Here is an 18,708-nt window from a genome sequence, read left to right on the forward strand (position 1 = left end):
GCTCCTCGGCGGCGGGCTCCTCGGGTGCGGCTTCCTCGGCCTTGGCCCGTGCCTTCTTCGACGGCCTCTTCTCGGCCGCGGGGGCGGCCTCCGGCTCCGGGCGGCGCGAGATCTCGATCAGCTTCGCCACGGTCTCGCTGGGCGTGGCGCCCTTCGCGAGCCACGCATCCACCCTCTGAAGGTCGATCTCGATCGTCGACGGCTCGGTACGCGGGTTGTACCTGCCGAGGATCTCGATGAAGCGGCCGTCGCGCGGGGAGCGCGAATCGGCGGCCACGACGCGGTAGAACGGCGCGTTCTTGGCGCCGGCGCGGGCCAGTCGGATCTTGACTGCCAAGTCTCCACCTCCGTATGCGCGGTCGGGCTGTCGCCGCCGCTGGTTTCGCGAAACGCGACTGCCTATGTTACGACAACGCCGGATGCACGGCAAAGACGCCCGGTGGCGTGTGCAGCGCCGTCGCGGAACGCACGAGGGCTCCGGCTTCGTGCGACGTCACACCCCCGGGAACCCGCCGGGCGGGAAACCGCCACCCGGGAAGGGTCCCGGCATGCCGAACCGCCCCTTCTTGCCCTTGCCCTTCCGCTTGCCCTTCCCCCCGCCCTGCATCGCCACGAGCTGCTTCATCATCTTCCGTGCCTGCGAGAACTGCTTGAGCAGCTGGTTGACGTCGAAGACCGTGACGCCGGAGCCGCGAGCGATGCGCTCGCGGCGGGAGCCGTTGATGACCTCGGGCTTCGCGCGCTCGGCGGGGGTCATCGACTGGATGATCGCGGCCGTCCGGTCCAGCGCCCGCTCGTCGACCTGGGCGTCCGGGAGCTTGGCCCCGCCCGGCAGCATGCCGAGGATCTCCCGCATGGAGCCCATCTTGCGGACCTGGCGCAGCTGGTCGTGGAAGTCCTCGAGCGTGAAGGAGCCCGCACGGAGGCGCGCCTCCGTGTCGGCGGCCGCGTGCTCGTCGATGCTCTCCTGCGCGCGCTCGATGAGGGAGACGACGTCCCCCATCCCGAGGATGCGTTTCGCCATCCTGTCGGGATGGAAGACCTCGAGCGCGTCGAGCCGCTCGCCGACGCTGGCGAACTTGACCGGCTTACCGGTGACCGCCTTCACCGACAGGGCGGCGCCGCCGCGGGCGTCGCCGTCGAGCTTGCTCATCACGACCCCGTCGAGGTCCACCCGCTGCGCGAAGGACTGTGCCGCATTCACCGCGTCCTGTCCGGTCATCGCGTCCACGACCATGAGGACCTGGTCCGGCCGTAGCGCGTCGCGGATGGCGGCCGCCTCGGCCATCATGTCCTCGTCGACGTGCAACCGCCCCGCGGTGTCCACGACCGCGACGTCGCGGGCCGACGAGGCCGCTGCGCGGACCCCCTCCCGCGCGATCCTCACCGGATCGTCGCCCTCTCCGCGGTAGACGGGGACTCCGATCTCGGCTCCGAGGGTCTCGAGCTGCTCGATCGCCGCCGGCCTGTAGACATCACAGGCGACGAGCATGGGCCGCTTGCCCTCGCCGGCCAGGTGCCTGGCGAGTTTGGCGGCCATCGTCGTCTTGCCCGAGCCCTGCAGTCCGACCAGCATGACCACGCTGGGCTGGCGGCCGGAAAGCACGAGCCGTGACTCCGTGCCGCCCATCAGCGCGGTGAGCTCCTCCAGGACTATGCGTACGACGGTCTGCCCCGGACTGAGGCTCTTGGAGACCTCGGCGCCCACCGCGCGCTCCCGCACGCGGGCGACGAACTCCTTCACGACTTTGAAGTTGACGTCGGCCTCGAGCAGTGCGAGTCGCACCTCGCGCATCGCCGCGTCGACGTCGGCCTCGCTCAGGCGCCCCTTGCCCGTCAGCTTCGAGAAGACGGTCTGCAGCCGGTCGGTCAGGTTCTGGAACATCGACTCCCTCGTGTCGTGTCGGGTCCCGGCGGCACCGCAGCGCTCCGGGAGCGCGGTCCTTCAGGCTATGCCCGGACCGGCGAGGCCGTCAACGCGCCGTCGTAGTCGCGGGCGTCACCGGACGAGGCGCACTCGGTGCGGCGGCCAGAAGACGGCGATGACACGGCTCCGGATCGACGCGCGCGGCACCGGGCCGAACCGGCGGCTGTCCAGTGCGAGAGGACGGTTGTCCCCCGCCACGAAGACGTGCTCCCCGTCCAGGGTGAGGGGTCCGAAGACGGGCTCCCGCTCGCCGGAGTCGACCCCGTGCGTGGGGTCGCGCTCGCCGTTGACCCAGACCGCGTCCCCTTCCGCGTAGACGGTGTCGCCGGGGATCGCGACGACGCGCTTCACGAGCTGTACGCTCCGGTCGTCAGGGTCCCTGACGTCGAAGACGACCACGTCGCCCCTGCTCGGGGCCGAGTAGTCGCGGGTGCCGAGGAAGCGCTCCTGGGCGTGCAGCGCCGGCTCCATGGAGGAGCCTTCCACGGCGCCAGGCCGGAACACGACGAAGAACAGCAGGACCGTGGCGACGAAGAGCCCGAGGAGCGGGAAGAGCAGCCAAGCCTTGCGGCTGCCCTCGGGCTCCGGGCCGAGACGGAACGAGCGGTAGCGGGTCACGCCGGCGGCGCGGTCAGGGCGGCGGCGAACTCCACCGCGGAGAACGGCCGGAGGTCGTCCGGGCCCTCCCCTACGCCGACGCGCAGGATCGGGAGCGCGAGATCGCGCGCGATCGCCACGGCGATGCCCCCCTTGGCGGTCCCGTCCAGCTTGGTGAGCGCGATGCCGTCGACCCCGAGCGCCTCGTGGAAGCGGCGCGCCTGGGCGAGACCGTTCTGCCCGGTCGTGGCATCCATCACGAGCAGCGTCCTCACGGGCAGGTCGCTCCTGGAGGCCGCGACCCGCTGGACCTTCTGGAGCTCGGCCATGAGGTCGGCGGAGGTGTGCAGCCTGCCCGCGGTGTCGACCAGTGTCAGGTCCGGGCGCTCGGCGTTGGCGCGCGACACGGTGTCGAACGCGACAGCCGCGGGGTCGGCTCCGCGCCCGGCACGCACGACCGGCACCCCGGCGCGGTCCGCCCAGACGTCGAGCTGTTCGATCGCGGCTGCCCTGAAGGTGTCGGCCGAGCCGACCAGGACGCTTCTGCCCTCGCCCGCGGCCTGGTGGGCGAGCTTGCCCACGGTCGTCGTCTTGCCGGTGCCGTTCACGCCGACGACGAGCACCACCACGGGCTCGCCGGCGGAGAGGAAGTCCTGGCCCGGCACGTCCAGCTCGCCTGCGATCTCGCCGGCGAGGTGGGTGATGACCGACTCCGCGTCGGGCAGCGCGTGACGCGCGGCCTGGTCCCGCAGCTCGTCGACCATCTCGCCGACGGCGCTCACTCCCATGTCGGCGCCGATGAGGACGTCCTCGAGGTCGCTCCAGAACTCCTCGTCGAGGTCGGGGCCGCGTCGCAGGAGCACGTTGAACTGACCGGAGAGCTGGTCGCGGGTGCGCGTCAGCCCCTCGGCAACGCGCCTAAACCACGGCCGGTTCATCCGTCGATTCCTCCACCGAACGAGTGCGGTCGAGTTTCTGGCTGACGACCTTGCTCACGCCGTCGGCTTGCATCGAGACACCGTAGAGCACGTCGGCCATCTCCATCGTCCGCCTCTGATGCGTGACGATGACGACCTGGGTCATCGAGCGCATCCCGTCCACGAACGCGATGAAGCGGCGCAGGTTCGTGTCGTCGAGCGCCGCCTCGACCTCGTCCAGGATGTAGAAAGGGCAGGGGCGGGTCCGGTAGACGGCGAACAGCAGCGCCAGCGCGGTGAGCGACTTCTCGCCGCCGGAGAGCAGCGACATCTTGGCGAGCTTCTTACCCACCGGCTGCGCGACGACCTCGACGCCGGTGGTCTCGGGGTCGTCGGGTTCGGTGAGGTGAAGGGAGGCGCGCCCGCCGGGGAAGAGCGCTGCGAAGACCTCCTGGAAGTTGCGGTCGACCTCCTCGAAGGTCGCCAGGAAGAGGTCTCGGACCTTCCGGTCGATGGCGCCGACGACGCGCTGGAGCGCCTGGCGGCTCGCGACCAGGTCCTCGACCTGCGAGGCGATGAACTCCCGCCGCCCCTTGAGGGTCTCGTACTCCTCCACCGCCACGGCGTTCACCGGCCCGAGGTTGGCGATGCGCTTCCGCAGCCGGTGTGCGGCATCCAGCGTCAGCGCCCTGTCCTCGAGCGGCTCGGCGGCCAGCGCCCGCTCCAGCGGAACGCCGAGGCCGTCCACGATCCGGCCGACCGCCGCCGTCACCTGCACCTCGAGCTGGCCCTTCTCCACCTGTACGCGGTTCATCGCGCCCGAGGCCTCGTCGATCTCGGCCTGGACCGCCTTCACCGCCTCCTGGGCCGAATGGATCGTCTCGCGCAGCGACTCGGAGTCGGCCTGCTCGAAGCGGGCCCGGTCGCGCAGCTTCAGCGCCCAGTGCTCCGCCCGCTGCAGCAGCGCGGCGTAGAGGTCGTGCACGGGCTGGATGCGCTCCCGCAGCAGTTCGAGCCCCTCCTCCGTACGGCGGGACTGCCCTGCGGTGGCGGCGAGCTCCGCGAGCTCGGCCGTTATCGTCGCCACCTGGCGCTTCAGGTGCACCTCGCGCTCCGAGACCGTGGCGATGTCGACCTGGCAGCTCGAGAGCTTCGTCGCGATGGCCGCCTCCTCCCTGAAGCGGCCGTCGCGCTCGTCGCGCCGTCGGACGGACTGCTCCTCCAGCTCCTCGATGCGAGCCTCCGCCGAGGCGATCCTCTCGGCGAGGGCGGCCTTGCCCGGCGCCTCCTTCGCTGAGCGCGAGCGCAGGGCGGCGAGCCGGTCCGCCACCGACCGGGCTTCTGCGTCGAGGCCGGTGAGGGCCTGCTCGACGCGGCCGACGTCGTCACGGAGCGAGTCGCGCTCGCCCGTCAGGGCCGCGAGACGCTGGCCGAGCTCGAGGGCGTCCTGCTGCGCCGCGTCGAGCGCCTCCTCGGCGGCGGCGGCCACGGCCTCGGCCTCGCCCACGGCCGCCTCGACGGCGGCCGACTCGTCCCTGAGCTCGTTGATGCGCCGCTTACGCGTGAGCACCCCGGTGCTGCTGTCGCCGGCGGGCGCGAGGGCGACCTTCCCCGACGGGAAGACCAGTGCGCCGTCGGCGGAGGCGTACCGCGGTCCGGGCCGCTCCTGCGCGGCCGAGAGGGAGTCGGCCAGGGTGGGCAGGACGAAGACGTCGCCGAGGAGCGCCTCCACGGCGGGACGCATCCGGGCATCGCAGGAGACCGCGGCGGCGAGGGGCTCGCCGGCGCCTTCGGGACACAGGGGCACGAGACCGGCCAGCGGCAGTATCGAGACGTCGCCGGCGTCGTTCGCCCTGAGCATCCCGGCCAGCTCGGCCGCCGAGGACCGGTCCTCCACCACGAGGCAGAACAGGTCGGGGCCGAGCGCCTGCTCGACGAGCCGCTCGTGCGGCTCCTCCGCGCTGATGAGCTCGGCCAGCGGCCCGAGGAAGCCGGGTATCTCGCGCTGCTTCGACAGCGCCCAGGCCATGGCGGGAGAAGCGGTGGCGAAGGCGCGGTCGACCTCCTCGAGGGCACGCACCTCGGCACGCACCTCGGCCAGCCGCTCGCGGCGCTCCTCGAGGTCGCGGCGGCGCGCTTCGAGCACGCGCACCCGCCTGTCCACGTCCGAGGCCGCCAGAGCCGATTCCTTGCGGGTTCGCGCCAGCGCCGCCTCGGTCTGCTCGAGCTTGCCGCGACGGCCCGACAGCGCCGCCGCGGTCGAGGACCTCTGCGAGCGCACCGCCTCGCCGCGCTCGACGAGCAGCCGGTCCTCGAGGCCGTATGCGGACAGGGCCTGCTCCAGCTTCGCGAGATCGGCTCGTGCGTCGTCGACCTCCTTGCGCGTGCGGCGCAGCTCGCCGTTGACCGCGTTGAGGGCCTCCTCAGCCGCGAGCCGCTCCTTCTTGACGGCCTCGGCCTCGCGCCGCACCTCGGACAGCGCCGTGTACAGCGCCTTGAGCCGCGCGTCGGCCGCGGACCGCTCCTCGGTGAGGCGTTCGAGCTCCGAGGACCGGGCGGTCGAGCGCGACTGGGAATGGTGGAGCTTCTGGCGCAGTTCGGAGAGGCGCTCGACGAGGTGCTTGCCCTTCTCCTCGAGCAGCAGCAGTCCGGAGTTCAGGCGCTCCAGGACCGACTGCAGGCGCCGCCGCTGCTCGGAGAGGTCGCCGACGAACAGCCCCTTCTCCTCCAGCAGCGACTGGAACTTCTCGAGTTCGCGCTCCTTCTCGATGAGCCGGTAGCGGGCGAGCTCGACGGCCGCGTCCGCCTCCCTCTCGCGCTTCAGGACCCCGTCCCAGCGCGCCTGCAGCGCGCGCAGCTCGTCGACGGCGAGGGCGACCTCGAGCTCGCCGAGCTCCTCGGCGAGCTCGGCGTGCTCGGTCGCGCGCGACGCCTGGCGCTCGAGCGGCCGCAACTGCCGCTCTATCTCCACCAGGACGTCCTTGGCCCGCATCACGTGCGCATCCGTCGCGGAGAGCTTGCGGAGCGCGCGTTCCTTGCGCTTCTTGTGCTTCAGCACGCCGGCGGCTTCTTCGATGAGTGTCCGGCGGTCCTCGGGCCGCGAGTTGAGCACCTCCTCCAGGCGTCCCTGGCTGATGATCGAGTGGGTGTCGCGGCCGAGGCCGGAATCGTGCAGGAGGTCGTGGATGTCCATGAGGCGGGACGGCGTGCCGTTGAGCAGGTACTCGCTCTCGCCGTTGCGGAACATGCGCCGGGTGATCGTGACCTCGGCGAACTCCAGTGGGAGAGCGTGGTCCGCGTTGTCCAGCACGAGGTCGACCTCGGCCACGCCCACCGCCTGCCTGGCCGAGGAGCCGGCGAAGATCACGTCCTCCATCGAGGTGCCGCGCAGCGACTTGGCGGACTGTTCGCCCAGCACCCACAGGACCGCGTCGGAGATGTTCGACTTGCCCGAACCGTTCGGACCGACGACGACCGTCACGCCGGGCTCCAGGGCGAGCTTGCTGCGGTCCGCGAAGGACTTGAACCCCTTGAGTGTGAGGGACTTCAGGTGCACGCGGACCTCTCCCGGGGACGATGCCGTCTGCGGGTCTCGCACGGCGTGCCTGCGGGCGAGCGGCCTCCGCGCGAGGAGGATTCTACCACCTCACCCGCGCTCACGCAGGCGCTCCAGAGCGGCCGCCGCGGCGTTCATCTCGGCTTCCTTCTTCGAGCGCCCACCGCCCTCCCCGAGCGCCTCGCCGTCGAGCAGCACCCGCACGGTGAACCATCGTTCGTGCGGCGGGCCCTCTTCGGCGAGGGTCTCGTAGACGGGAGCGCGACGCGTGGCCTGCGCGAGCTCCTGCAGCGCGGATTTGGGGTGCTCGACGCCGGCTCCCTCGGGTCCCGCTTCCACGCGCGAGGACAGCGCGGGCAGCACGAACGCCTTCACGGCGGCCAGCCCTGCATCCAGGTACAGCGCCGCGATGACCGCCTCGAAGCAGTCCGCCAGGGCCGAGGTCATCCCGCGGCCCTCCGTGCGCATCTCCGAGACGCCGAGCACGACGAGCTCCCCCAGGTCCGTCTCGCGCATGACCTGCGAGAGCGTGGGGCCGCTGACCAGCGTCACCTTCAGCTTCGTGAGGTCGCCCTCCGGCGCGTCGGGGAAGCGACGGAACAGCTCCTCGACCACCACGAGGTCCAGCACCGAGTCGCCGAGGAACTCGAGACGCTGGAAGGCCATCGCTTCGACGGGGTCCGAGACGTGCGACGGATGAGTGAGCGCGGTGGCCAGCAGCGCCGGGTCGGCGAAGACGTGACCGATGACGGCCTCCGCCTGCCGGATCGCGACCTCCTCGGCCGGTCGGACGCTACGTTCGCGGGCAGGCACGCGGCTCACCTCACATCCGGGAGAGGACGATCGTGGCGTTGTGCCCGCCGAAACCGAAGGAGTTGCTCATGACCGCCGAGACGCGCGTGCCGCGTGCCGTGTTGGCGACGTAGTCGAGGTCGCAGGCGGGGTCCGGGTCGGTGAGGTTGATGGTGGGGGGCAGGACGCCGCGCTCGATCGCCAGGACCGAAGCGACCGCCTCGATCGCCCCGGCGCCTCCGAGCAGGTGGCCCGTCATCGACTTGGTGGACGAGATGGGTGGCGCGTGGGTGCCGAAGACCGCCTTGATCGCGTTGGTCTCCCCGACGTCGCCCTGTTCCGTGGACGTTCCGTGGGCGTTGATGTAGCCGATGTCGCCGGGGGCCAGCCCGGCCTGTTCCAGGGCGCCGCGCATGGAGCGCACGGCACCGTCGCCGTCCGGCGCCGGTGCCGTGATGTGGTAGGCGTCCGCGGTCGCCGCATAGCCGAGGACCTCGGCCCGGAGCTTGGCGCCGCGTGCGCGCGCATGCTCGAGCTCCTCCAGTACGAGCACCCCGCCCCCCTCGCCCATCACGAAGCCGTCGCGGCCGGCGTCGAACGGACGAGAGGCGCCGGCCGGGTCCTCGTTCCGCGTGGAGAGAGCGCGCGCTGCGCAGAAGCCCGCGAGCCCGAGCGGCGTGATCCCTGAGTCGAACCCGCCGGCGATCACCACGTCCGCGGCTCCTCGACGGATCGCCTCGGCAGCCTCGCCGAACGCGTGGTTGGACGTGGAGCAGGCCGAGACCGGGGCGTAGTTGACGCCCTTGGCGCCCCACCGTATCGAGATCTGCCCCGCGGCGAGGTCCACGATCATCATCGGGACGAGCATGGGGGTGACGCGGGAGGGACCCCGCTCGATGAGGACGCTGTGCTGCTCCTCCAGCGTCATGAGCCCGCCGATGCCGGACCCGACGATCACGCCGACCCGTTCCGGTTCGGCGAAGGGCGTATCCAGCCCGGCGTCGCGGATGGCTTCGTCTGCGGCGACCATGGCGAACTGCTGGAAACGTGACATGCGCCGCTGTTCCTTGCGGTCGACCACCTCGGAGGGGTCGAAGTCGTCGATGTACCCGCCGAAGCGCGTGGTGTACTCGGAGACGTCGAAGTGCGTGAGCGGGTGGATCCCGGAGTGCCCGGCGACCAGCGACGTCCACATGCTCTCGACGCCCACGCCGACGGGGCTGACGGCCCCCAGGCCCGTGACGGCCACGCGCCTCACCTACGCCTCCCCTCCCGCGGTCGCCTCCGCGGCGCACGCCTCGCCGTACTCGGAGACGAGGCGCTCCATCAGCTCCGAGACGGGCGGCACGTCGCGCACGCGCGCCGCCGAGGACCCGGCGAAGACCAGCCCGGTCGTCACGTCGCCCTTCTGGGCGCGGACCAGCCGGTCGATGATGCAGTAGTCCTTGCCGCACTCCTTGAGGCAGGCGACGCACCGCTCGATCCTCGGGTACTCGTCCCGTTCGAGACCTTCGATGAAGGGGTTGCGCAGCGCTCGGCCGGGAAGCCCCACGGGACTCTTCACGAGGACGATGTCGTCCTCGCCTGCCTCCACGTACATGCGCTTGAACGCCTCCGACGCCGAGGACTCCACTGTCGCGGCGAACCGCGACCCGATCTGCACCCCCGCGGCGCCGAGGTCGAGCGTCTCCTTGATGTCGGCGCCGGTGACGATGCCTCCCGCCCCGATCACCGGGATCCGGACGGCCTCGACGATCCTGGGCAGGAGTTCCCTCAGGGGCTCGCTGGTGCCGAGGTGGCCTCCCGCCTCCACCCCCTCGACGACCACCGCGGAAGCTCCGAAGCGCTGCGCCAGCTTCGCGACCCGTTCGGATCCGACGATGGGGACGACGGGTACGCCCGCCGAGCGGCCCCATTCGAACACATCGCGGGAGAACCCCGCACCGGCGACCACGAGCTGCGCCCCCTCGGCGATGGCGCGCTGGACGAGGTCCTTGAACTTGCGGACCGCGACCATGACGTTGACGCCGACGATGCCCTGGCTGGCCTCTCGCGCCGAGCGGACCTCGGCGCCCAGCTCGTCGGGTTCCAGCCCGGAACCGGCGATCAGCCCGATCCCGCCCGCCTCGGCGACGGCGGAGGCCAGGGGCGCCATCGAGATGCGTACCGCCATGCCGCCCTGCACTATCGGCAGGCGGGCGGTGAGCTCTCCGATCGTCAGGGATGGCATCTCCACGCGGGCGTCGTCCTCCCCGGGGTCGTTCGGCCGGCCGGGCTCGTGCACCCGGCCGGCCTTCAAGCCGGCATGCGCGCTACGCGTTGGCCTGGATGTAGTCCACCGCGTCGCCGACGGTCTTGATGTTCTCGGCCTCCTCGTCGGGGATGGAGATGCCGAAGGTCTCCTCGAGCGCCATGACGAGCTCGACGATGTCGAGCGAGTCCGCCCCGAGGTCGTCGATGAAGGCCGCGTCCTCGGTGACGTCGTCCTCCTCCACGTTGAGCTGCTCGGTGACGACGTCTCGCACCTTGTCCATGATCTCCTCACGATCCATGCGCCACATACACCTCCTCTCCCGCCCCGCCAGGGTCGGATAGCGATACTACGCGAACGTCATCCCCCCGTCGACAGCGAGGACCTGCCCCGTCACGTAGGCCGCCGCGTCGGAGGCGAGGAAGGCGACGGCGGCGGCCACCTCGTCCGGCGAGCCGAAGCGGCGCATGGCCACTCCGGCCAGGGCCGCGTCCTTGACCTTGTCGGGCAGCGAGTCGGTCATCGGCGTCGCGATGAAGCCGGGAGCCACGGCGTTGCAGCGGACGCCCCGGGGGGCGAGCTCCCGGGCGACGGACTTGGTCAGCCCTATCAGACCCGCCTTGGAGGCGGCGTAGTTCGCCTGTCCGGCGTTGCCGACGACGCCTACGACCGACGAGACGTTGACGATGCTTCCTGCACGCGCCTTCATCATGTGCCGCGCGGCCGCTCGGGTGCAGGCGAACGCGCCGCGGAGGTTCGTGTCCAGCACCACGTCCCAGTCGTCGTCGCTCATGCGCACGAGCAGCCCGTCGCGCGTGACGCCCGCGTTGTTGACGAGCACGTCGATGCGCCCGAAGGTCGAGACCGTCCCCTCGACCAGCTCTGCGCACTGGGCGGGATCCGAGATGTCGGCCTGCAGGGCATGGAGGCGCGCCGAGGTCTTGCCTCCGGTCTCGCGGCCGATCGCGGCGGCAAGCTCCTCGACCGCGCCGCGATTGGAGCCGTAGTGCAGCGCCACGGCCGCGCCCTCACGGGCGAGCGCGGACGCGACGGCGGCGCCGATGCCGCCGGAGGCGCCCGTCACCAACGCGACCCTGCCCTCCAGGGATCCTCCCACTGCCTTCGCCCCCTCGCTCATGCTCCCACCTTGGCCACGACCGCCTCCAGACCGCCGTCCTCGACGGACACGGCCTCCAGGCCCTCGACGCGTCGGGCGAGGCCCTTCAGTACCCCACCGGGCCCCGCCTCGACCAGCACGGCCGCGCCGGCCCGCCGCAGAGCCGCCATCGTGTCCGTCCAGTGCACGGGGGCGGTGATCTGCTCGGCGAGACGCGCTCGTATCTCGGTCCCGTCGCGTGTCGGCACAGGGTCGGCGTTCTGCACGACCGGCCAGAGCGCGTCTGCGAAGGAAGTGGCGGCCAGGACCTCGGCGAACGCGTCACCCGCGGGCTGCATGAGCGGCGAGTGGAACGCCCCGGCGACCTTGAGGGGCACGACCTTGCGCGCTCCCGCCTCGGTGAGCCCCTTCGTGGCGGCCTCGAGGCCCTCGTGCGTGCCGGAGAGCACGACCTGCCCCGGAGCGTTGTCGTTGGCGACCCAGACCCCGGGGATGTCGGCGACGGCGTACGCGACCGTCTCGGCCTCCATCCCGAGGACGGCCGCCATCCCCCCGGCCGACCCGGCTGCGGCGGCAGCCATGAGACGCGAGCGCTCCGCCACGAGCTGGAGCCCCGCCTCCACGGAGTAGACACCGGCGAGCGCGAGGGCGGCCAGTTCCCCGAGGCTGTGGCCGGCCAGTGCCGCCGGGGTCACGTTGGCCTCGAGGAGCGCGGCACCCCACGCCCAGTCGGCGAGATAGAGCAGCGGCTGCGCCACGCGCGTGTCCGCCAGGTCCTCCTCGCTCCCGAGGAGCGCCACGGCGCGCAGCTCCAGCCCCGTGAGTGCCTCCGCGGCGTCGAGCAGCCTGTCGAGAGCGTCCACGGGCGGAAGGGCGTCGAGCATGCCCCGCCGCTGGGAGCCTTGTCCGGGGAAGACGAAGGCGACGTCGCGAGGAGGCATCCGCGCCCCCTCAGCGCGCAGAGCCGCCGAGGCGACCCATCACGACCTCGGCTTCCGCCAGCATCTCGCGGACGATCTCCGCGGCGGGCTGCACGCGGTCCACCATCGCTGCGCACTGTCCCGCCATGATGCTGCCCATCTCCAGGTCGCCCTCGCGCATGCACAGTGCGAGCTTGCCCGTGCCCAGCTCCTCGATCTCCTCCGGCTTGTTGGAGCGGTCGAGCTCTTCGATCATGCGCGAGAGCCTGTTCTTGATCACGCGCACCGGGTGCCCCGTCGAGTACCCGGTGACCACCGTGTCGCGGTCCTTCGCCTTGATCACGCGCTCCTTCACAGACGCGTGGATGGTGCACTCTGCTGCGCACATGAAGCGCGTGCCCACCTGCACGCCCTCCGCTCCCAGCGCGAAAGCCGCCGCGATGCCGCGCCCGTCGGCGATGCCGCCGGCGGCGACGACGGGGACCTCCACGGCATCGGCGAGCTGCGGGGTCAGGACCATCGTGGTGAGCTCTCCGATGTGCCCGCCGGCCTCCATGCCCTCGCCGATGATCGCGTCCGCGCCCATCCGCTCGAGCCGCCTGGCGAGTGCCACGGACGGCGCGATCGGCAGGACCTTTATGCCCGCCTCCTTCAGGGCCGGCATGTAGGGGCCGGGGTTGCCGGCGCCGGTGGTCACAACGGGCACGCGCTCGTCCAGCACCAGCCGGACGAGCTCGTCGATGTGCGGCGTCAGGAGCATGAGGTTCACCCCGAAGGGCTTGGACGTGAGCGCCTTCGCCGTGCGCAGCTGCTCGCGCAGCAACTCGGTGGGCATATGGCCGGCGCCGATGATCCCCAGGCCCCCGGCTTCGCTCACGGCGGCGGACAGCTCGGCCGTGGCCGTCCAGGCCATCCCGCCCTGGATGATCGGGTGCTCGATCCCGAGGAGCCTCGTGAGCCGCGTGGTGAGGGCCATCCGGTCTATGCCTCCTTGCTCGGTGATCCCTTGACCGGGTGGGAGGCGGCATCGGCCCCGTTCAGCACCGACACGGCCGACCGAGCCGAGGCGCCCCTCGTCCATCGGACGACCGCCGCTCCCCAGGTCACGCCGGCCCCGAAGCCGACCAGCGCGAGGACGTCCCCAGGCACAAGGTCGCCGCCAGTATACAGTTCGTCGATAGCCAGAGGTATCGAGGCCGCCGACGTGTTGCCGAGCATCGAGACGTTGGAGAAGACGCAGGCGGAGGGGACGCCGAGACGCTCGGCCACGGTGTCGAGGATGCGCTGGTTGGCCTGGTGCGGGATGAGCCACCGCATGTCGGCGGGACTGAGCCCCGAGGCCGCGAGCGCCTCGTTGGTGACCTTCGGGATCACGCGCACGGCGAACTTGAAGACCTCGTTCCCGGCCATCTTGACGTACTGGAGCCCCTGCTCGCAACGCTCGGTCGTGCACGGCAAAGCGGAACCCCCCGCGGGGATCTTGAGCATCTCGGCGCCGCCTCCGTCGGCGCCGAGCGCGATGCCCAGCACACCGGGCTCCTCCGACGCGCGCAGCACCACCGCTCCAGCGCCGTCACCGAAGAGCACGCAGGTGGAGCGGTCGTCGAAGTCCAAGTGGCGCGTGAGGGCGTCGGCGCCCACCACGAGCACCGTGCGCGCTCGGCCCGACTCGATGGCGGCCGTGCCGTGGTGCAGCGCGTAGACGAATCCGGTGCAGGCGGCGTTGACGTCGAGCGCGGCGCAGCGTAGACCCATCTTGACCTGGGCGAGGCACGCGCTGGAGGGGAACACCATGTCGGGGCTGGAGGTGCCGACGACGAGCAGGTCGACCTCGTCGGGGGACACGCCGGCATCGGCCAGCGCGGCGGTGCCCGCCTCGGCGGCCAGGTCGCTGGTCGCCTGCCCCTCCTCGGCGAGGCGCCGTTCCCGGATGCCGGTCCGGGTCACGATCCACTCGTCGGAGGTCTCGACCATGCGCTCCAGGTCCGCGTTGGTGAGCCGGCGGGATGGCAGGTATGAGCCCACACCGATGATTGCGGCGTGCGTCACTGGATGCGCGTCTCTCCTCCGCGACGGGTCGCCCGACGGGCGGCGGGGCGGCCGTGGGGCACGAGGTTCCGTGTAGTGTACACGTTCGTCCCAGGCGGGCAAAGGAAGCGGCGGCGCGTGCTCAGCCGGCTTCGGAGACGGCCTCGGAGATGCGGCCGGGGAGGTCCCCTCGAACCGCCTGGGCGGCGACGCGCAACGCCGAGGAGACGGCTCTGGGCCCTGAGCTCCCGTGGCCGATTATGCACACGCCGGCGACCCCGAGCAGCGGGGCGCCGCCGTAGGTGTCCGGGTCGATGCGCTCCTTGAGCCGCCGCAGCGAGGGCTTCAGCACGCTCGCCGCCACCTTGCCGGGCAGGTTGGCCGTCATAGCGTCGCGCACCTGCGACAGGAGCGACTTGGCGAGCCCCTCGAGGAGCTTGAGGCACACGTTGCCGGTGAAGCCATCGGTGACGATCACGTCCGCCCGCCCCGCGGGGATGTCCCGCCCCTCCGCGTTGCCGATGAAGCCCGGCACCTGCGCGCTCATCAGCTCGTAGGCCGCCTTCGTGAGCGAAGAGCCCTTCGACGGCTCCTCGCCGATGTTGAGGAGGGCGACCCTCGGGTTGACCGCGCCGAGGACGATGTCCGCGTACGCGGCGCCCATGTGCGCGAACTGCACGAGGTTCTCCGGCTTGGCGTCGGCCTGCGCCCCGACGTCGAGCAGCACGACCGGGCGGTCGGACGCGGGGATCACCGCGGCGATGGCAGGACGGGCCACACCTTCGACACGGCCCATGACCAGGGTCGCTGCCGTCATCGCGGCTCCGGTGTTCCCCGCAGAGAAGAACGCCTGCGCCACCCCCTCGGCGACCAGTCGGCAGCCCACCACGATGGAGGAGGCCTTCTTGGCGCGGACCGCCGCCGCGGGTTGCTCGTCCATCCCGATGACCTCTTCGGCCGCGACCGCGAGAAGGCGCTCGTTCCCGTCCTCGAACGGTGCCACGACCCCCTCGGGCCCGACGAGCGCGACGGTGAGGGCGGGGTCGGCTTCCAGGGCGTCCGTGACCCCGGCCAGGACGGCGGCGGGGGCCTCGTCGCCGCCCACCGCGTCCACAGCGACCGTCACCGGCCGTCCTGAGGTCATCGGGCCCCTCTCCAGGGCGTCGGGTACGCGGACCGGCCGTCCTTCCGGGCCGGGCTCCCCCTCATGGGCGCGTCAGCTCCGAGAGCATCTCTTCGAACGGGGTGCCCTCGAGGAGCATCCGGCGTATTCTACCAGCCTTCTCGGGGTCGCGTAGGCGAGCCCGCCCCATGAGGCGCTCCATGCGTTCGACGGCCGCGAGCGTATCCATGTCCACGAGCAGCATGGGTACCCCGAGGTCCTCGGCGCGGGCGAGCACGAGCGGGCTGGGCGGCAGGTTCCCGGTGAGGATGAGGCAGCGGGTGGACGTCTCGAGCGCGGCCAGCTGGACGTCGGCGCGGTCGCCGCCCGTGATGACCGCCTTGCGGCCCCTGCGCCTGAAGAAGCGCAGCGCCTTGTCCTGCCCCATCGCGCCGACCATGAACGTCTCGACGTGCTCCTCGAGGCGGTCCTCGGCGGAGAGCACCGTGGCGCCGAGGTCCTCGGCTATCTCGGTGACCCGAACCGAGGAGAGCAGCGGGTCCTGCGGCAGCACGCCGAAGACCCGCACGCCGCACGACCCGAGGAAGGGCGCGACGTGGTCGCGGAAGAAGCCGATGTCGGACTCTCGCACCCAGTTGTACAGCACGCCGCCGAGCCGCTCGCCAAGGCAGTCCAGCGCTCCGAGCACACCGTCGGGGAGGTCCGCACGCTCGGGCTTGTCGATCAGCAGCACCCGCGCTTCGAGCAGATCCGAGAGCTGGCAGGCGGAAAGCTGGACCGCGCGGCCCTCGAACACGTCCGACGGGCCTTCGACGACCATCACGTCCCGGTCGGCGGCACACCGGTCGAAGGCCTCTCGGACCCGCTCGGGCACGTTGCCGGCGCGGCCCTCCGTGACGTCGTCGATCATCGAGCGCGTGCGGACCATCGGGCACACGTCGGCCCTCGGGGCCGGCTGACGGAGGGTGGAATTGATGTAGGCGGCGTCGGCGTCGGTGAGAGTGCCGTCCACGGTCACAGGCATCGTTCCGAAGGGCTTGAAGTAGCCCACAGCCTCCCCGCGGTCGGAGAGCTCGCGGATGAGCGCGAGGCACACCCCGCTCTTGCCCGAATAGGGTCTGGTCGATGCGACGATAACGGTCCTCATCCTGCCGCCTCCTCGGTAGAGACGCCGATACGAACGTCCGCCGCGACGGCGCCCGATCCCTTCGGGAGCGCCATGAGCGGGTTGATGTCGAGCTCTACGATCTCGGGGAAGTCCATGACCAGGGCGGAGACGCGGACGATCGCCTCTGCGATCGCGTCCAGGTCCGCGGGAGGCTCTCCCCTCGCTCCACGCAACAGGCCGAAAGCGCGGATCTCGCTGATCATGCGGTGGGCGTCGCGGATCGAGACGGGGCAGAGGCGGAAGGTCACGTCGCGCAAGACCTCCACGTAGATGCCTCCCAGGCCGAACATGAGCAGCGGCCCGAACTGGGGGTCGCGGTTGACCCCGATGATGACCTCGCGCCCCGGCGGGGTCATCCTCTGGACGTGGACGCCGCGCACCACGGCCTCCCTCATGTGCCGCTGTGCGCGCGCCAGGACGTCCTCGTAGGCCTCCGCGAGCTCCTCCGCGTCGGCCACCCCCAGCCGGATGCCCCCGATGTCCGACTTGTGGAGGATGTCGGGGCTGTCGACCTTGACCGCGACCGGGTACCCGATGCGCTCGGCGACGCGCGTCGCCTCGCCTACGTCCGCCGCCGCCGCACCCTCCGGGACCGGGATGCCGTAGGCGGCGGCCACGCTCGCCGCCGTCTCCCCCGTGATGAAGGAGTGCCCGTCCGTGCCGCCGCCGGACAGCACCGCGCGCACGGCCTCCTTGTCGCCGGCGACCGCCGGTTCCTCGGGTCGCGGCTCGACCAGGTGGTCGCGGTAGCGCTGCATCGCGGCCAGTGTCGCGACGGCGCGTTCGGGGAACGGGAAGTCCGGGATACCGGCGTCCCTCAGGAGGGCACGGGCCTCCTCCACCGACGGGTCCCCCATGAAGCAGGTCAGCGTCGTGATACCGCTCTCCCGTGCCACTCGCGACACGGCGCGTGCCGTCCCCGGAGCGTCCGTCATCGCCTGCGGCGTGAGGATGACCAGCAGGGCGCCGACGTCGTCGTCGGCCACCAGCGCCTCCGCCGCCGCCGCGTAGCGCTCCGGCCCGGCGTCGCCCAGCACGTCGACGGGGTTGTACAGCGCGGCGGCAGGCGGGAGGGACGCGCGCAGCGTGTCGATGGTCGAGTGGTCCAGGGACGCGACCGCGACGCCGACGCGGTCGCAGGCGTCCGTCGCCATGACGGCGGGGCCGCCGGCGTTGGTCAGGATCGCCACGCCCCGCGAGGACGGCAACGGCTGGGTCGCGAAGCCCAGCGCGTGGTCGAACAGCTCCTGGACGCTGCCGGCCTGGATCACGCCCGCCTTGAGGAAGGCGGCGTCGTACGCCGTGCGGGAGCCGGCCAGGCTGCCGGTGTGCGACGAGACCGCGCGGGCGCCGGCGTCCGACGTCCCCGACTTGAGCGCGAGCAGCGGCTTGACCGCGACGAGGTCGGCGGCGGCCTCCACGAACGACCGCCCGTCGGCCACGGATTCCAGGTAGGCGACGACGACGTTCGTGTCCTCCTCGTCCCGCCACGCCCTCAGCAGGTCGGTCTCGTCCAGGTCGGCCTTGTTGCCCAGGGAGACGAAGTCGGCCAGGCCCACGCCGCGCCCCTGGGCCCAATCCAGGATGGCCGTGCCCAAGGCGCCGGACTGCGACATGAAGGAGATCGAGCCCGCGGGCGGCATCCCGCGGGCGAACGACGCGTTCAGCGAAGCGGCGGTCGAGATCAGGCCGAGGCAGTTCGGGCCGAGGATCCGCACCCCGCCGGCGCGTGCGGCGCGGACGAGATCGCGCTCGAGAGCGCCGCCCTCGGGCCCGCTCTCCTTGAAGCCGGCCGAGATCACGACGGCGGCCGGCACTCCGAGCCGCCCGCACTCCTCGACCACGTTGAGCACGGACGCGGCCGGGACCACGATGACGGCGAGGTCGGGAGGTCGGGGCAGCGACGCGAGTGTCGGATAGGTGGCGTGCCCGTGGATCTCGGCCGCGCGGGGGTTCACCGGATACACCGGCCCGATGAAGCCGGCGGACAGGAGGTTGTCGAACACGATGTGGCCGACCTTGCCCTCTTCCCGGGCTGCACCGACCACGGCGACGGAACGCGGCTTGAAGAAGCCCTCCAGCACGCGCCTGGCCTCCCCCCCTTGCGCCGCGCCGTGCGGCGCCCGCTAGCGCGCTACTCGGTCTCTATGACCTCTTTGCCGTTGTAATACCCGCACTCGGGGCAGACGCGGTGGGGCAGCTTGGGCTGTCGGCACTGGGGGCAGACCGAGAGCCCCGGACCTTCGAGGCGGTGCGTGGCCCTGCGGGCGTCGCGGACGGCGCGGGACGTCTTCCTCTTGGGGACGGGCATG

Annotated in this window: 17 protein-coding genes; all 17 read right to left on the reverse strand. The window is 71.7% G+C overall.

Features of this window, described 5'->3' with window-relative positions; translation table 11 throughout:
- The coding region (gene rpsP, locus IBX62_03905; GenBank protein MBE0476227.1) for a 30S ribosomal protein S16 at positions 1–337 on the reverse strand (337 nt) is incomplete at its 3' end.
- 156 nt (positions 338–493) lie between these two features.
- On the reverse strand, positions 494–1,885 hold the full coding sequence (gene ffh / locus IBX62_03910; GenBank protein MBE0476228.1) for a signal recognition particle protein: 1,392 nt from the start codon (positions 1,883–1,885) through the stop codon (positions 494–496).
- A gap of 114 nt (positions 1,886–1,999) precedes the next feature.
- On the reverse strand, positions 2,000–2,545 hold the full coding sequence (gene lepB, locus IBX62_03915; protein MBE0476229.1) for a signal peptidase I: 546 nt from the start codon (positions 2,543–2,545) through the stop codon (positions 2,000–2,002).
- Entirely contained in the window at positions 2,542–3,462 is a 921-nt protein-coding gene (gene ftsY / locus IBX62_03920) for a signal recognition particle-docking protein FtsY (GenBank protein MBE0476230.1), read from the reverse strand. The genes lepB and ftsY overlap by 4 nt, the downstream gene beginning before the upstream one ends.
- On the reverse strand, positions 3,443–6,997 hold the full coding sequence (smc, locus tag IBX62_03925) for a chromosome segregation protein SMC (GenBank protein ID MBE0476231.1): 3,555 nt from the start codon (positions 6,995–6,997) through the stop codon (positions 3,443–3,445). Before smc ends, ftsY begins: the two co-directional genes overlap by 20 nt.
- A 90-nt stretch (positions 6,998–7,087) precedes the next feature.
- Positions 7,088–7,819 carry a ribonuclease III gene (gene rnc / locus IBX62_03930; GenBank protein MBE0476232.1) on the reverse strand — a complete coding sequence of 244 codons (732 nt, stop codon included), beginning with the start codon at positions 7,817–7,819 and terminating at the stop codon, positions 7,088–7,090.
- A gap of 1 nt (position 7,820) precedes the next feature.
- Positions 7,821–9,047, reverse strand: a complete 1,227-nt coding sequence (gene fabF, locus IBX62_03935; GenBank protein MBE0476233.1) for a beta-ketoacyl-ACP synthase II — start codon at positions 9,045–9,047, stop codon at positions 7,821–7,823.
- The gene (locus tag IBX62_03940) at positions 9,048–10,025 is read right to left on the reverse strand and encodes a nitronate monooxygenase (protein ID MBE0476234.1); all 978 of its coding nucleotides are present in this window, start codon (positions 10,023–10,025) and stop codon (positions 9,048–9,050) included. It lies immediately after the preceding gene.
- Positions 10,026–10,101: 76 nt separating this feature from the next.
- Positions 10,102–10,341, reverse strand: coding sequence for an acyl carrier protein (acpP, locus tag IBX62_03945; GenBank protein ID MBE0476235.1), 240 nt, complete (start codon positions 10,339–10,341; stop codon positions 10,102–10,104).
- Between the two features lie 48 nt (positions 10,342–10,389).
- On the reverse strand, positions 10,390–11,178 hold the full coding sequence (gene fabG, locus IBX62_03950; protein MBE0476236.1) for a 3-oxoacyl-[acyl-carrier-protein] reductase: 789 nt from the start codon (positions 11,176–11,178) through the stop codon (positions 10,390–10,392).
- Positions 11,175–12,098 carry an ACP S-malonyltransferase gene (gene fabD / locus IBX62_03955; GenBank protein MBE0476237.1) on the reverse strand — a complete coding sequence of 308 codons (924 nt, stop codon included), beginning with the start codon at positions 12,096–12,098 and terminating at the stop codon, positions 11,175–11,177. Before fabD ends, fabG begins: the two co-directional genes overlap by 4 nt.
- 10 nt (positions 12,099–12,108) lie before the next feature.
- Entirely contained in the window at positions 12,109–13,053 is a 945-nt protein-coding gene (fabK, locus tag IBX62_03960) for an enoyl-[acyl-carrier-protein] reductase FabK (GenBank protein MBE0476238.1), read from the reverse strand.
- Between the two features lie 5 nt (positions 13,054–13,058).
- Entirely contained in the window at positions 13,059–14,126 is a 1,068-nt protein-coding gene (locus IBX62_03965; GenBank protein ID MBE0476239.1) for a ketoacyl-ACP synthase III, read from the reverse strand.
- Positions 14,127–14,247: 121 nt separating this feature from the next.
- Positions 14,248–15,249 (reverse strand): phosphate acyltransferase PlsX, encoded by a 1,002-nt coding sequence (plsX, locus tag IBX62_03970; protein MBE0476240.1) that lies wholly within the window; start codon positions 15,247–15,249, stop codon positions 14,248–14,250.
- A 61-nt stretch (positions 15,250–15,310) separates the two neighbouring features.
- Positions 15,311–16,375 carry a phosphotransacetylase family protein gene (locus IBX62_03975; protein ID MBE0476241.1) on the reverse strand — a complete coding sequence of 355 codons (1,065 nt, stop codon included), beginning with the start codon at positions 16,373–16,375 and terminating at the stop codon, positions 15,311–15,313.
- Positions 16,372–18,480: an acetate--CoA ligase family protein gene (locus tag IBX62_03980; protein MBE0476242.1), complete on the reverse strand. Its 2,109-nt coding sequence runs from the start codon at positions 18,478–18,480 to the stop codon at positions 16,372–16,374. Before IBX62_03980 ends, IBX62_03975 begins: the two co-directional genes overlap by 4 nt.
- A 50-nt stretch (positions 18,481–18,530) precedes the next feature.
- Positions 18,531–18,707 carry a 50S ribosomal protein L32 gene (gene rpmF / locus IBX62_03985; protein ID MBE0476243.1) on the reverse strand — a complete coding sequence of 59 codons (177 nt, stop codon included), beginning with the start codon at positions 18,705–18,707 and terminating at the stop codon, positions 18,531–18,533.
- Position 18,708 lies beyond the last annotated feature (1 nt).

The sequence above is a fragment of the Coriobacteriia bacterium genome (genome assembly GCA_014859305.1).
GTDB lineage: Bacteria > Actinomycetota > Coriobacteriia > Anaerosomatales > Kmv31 > Kmv31.

Excerpts from the sequence above, each read along its gene's own strand:
- plsX (MBE0476240.1), bottom strand. The coding sequence starts at position 15,249 with ATGACCTCAGGACGGCCGGTGACGGTCGCTGTGGACGCGGTGGGCGGC.
- fabK (MBE0476238.1), bottom strand. The coding sequence starts at position 13,053 with ATGGCCCTCACCACGCGGCTCACGAGGCTCCTCGGGATCGAGCACCCG.
- fabG (MBE0476236.1), bottom strand. The coding sequence starts at position 11,178 with ATGAGCGAGGGGGCGAAGGCAGTGGGAGGATCCCTGGAGGGCAGGGTC.
- ffh (MBE0476228.1), bottom strand. The coding sequence starts at position 1,885 with ATGTTCCAGAACCTGACCGACCGGCTGCAGACCGTCTTCTCGAAGCTG.
- ftsY (MBE0476230.1), bottom strand. The coding sequence starts at position 3,462 with ATGAACCGGCCGTGGTTTAGGCGCGTTGCCGAGGGGCTGACGCGCACC.
- IBX62_03975 (MBE0476241.1), bottom strand. The coding sequence starts at position 16,375 with ATGAGGACCGTTATCGTCGCATCGACCAGACCCTATTCGGGCAAGAGC.
- acpP (MBE0476235.1), bottom strand. The coding sequence starts at position 10,341 with ATGGATCGTGAGGAGATCATGGACAAGGTGCGAGACGTCGTCACCGAG.
- fabD (MBE0476237.1), bottom strand. The coding sequence starts at position 12,098 with ATGCCTCCTCGCGACGTCGCCTTCGTCTTCCCCGGACAAGGCTCCCAG.
- rpmF (MBE0476243.1), bottom strand. The coding sequence starts at position 18,707 with ATGCCCGTCCCCAAGAGGAAGACGTCCCGCGCCGTCCGCGACGCCCGC.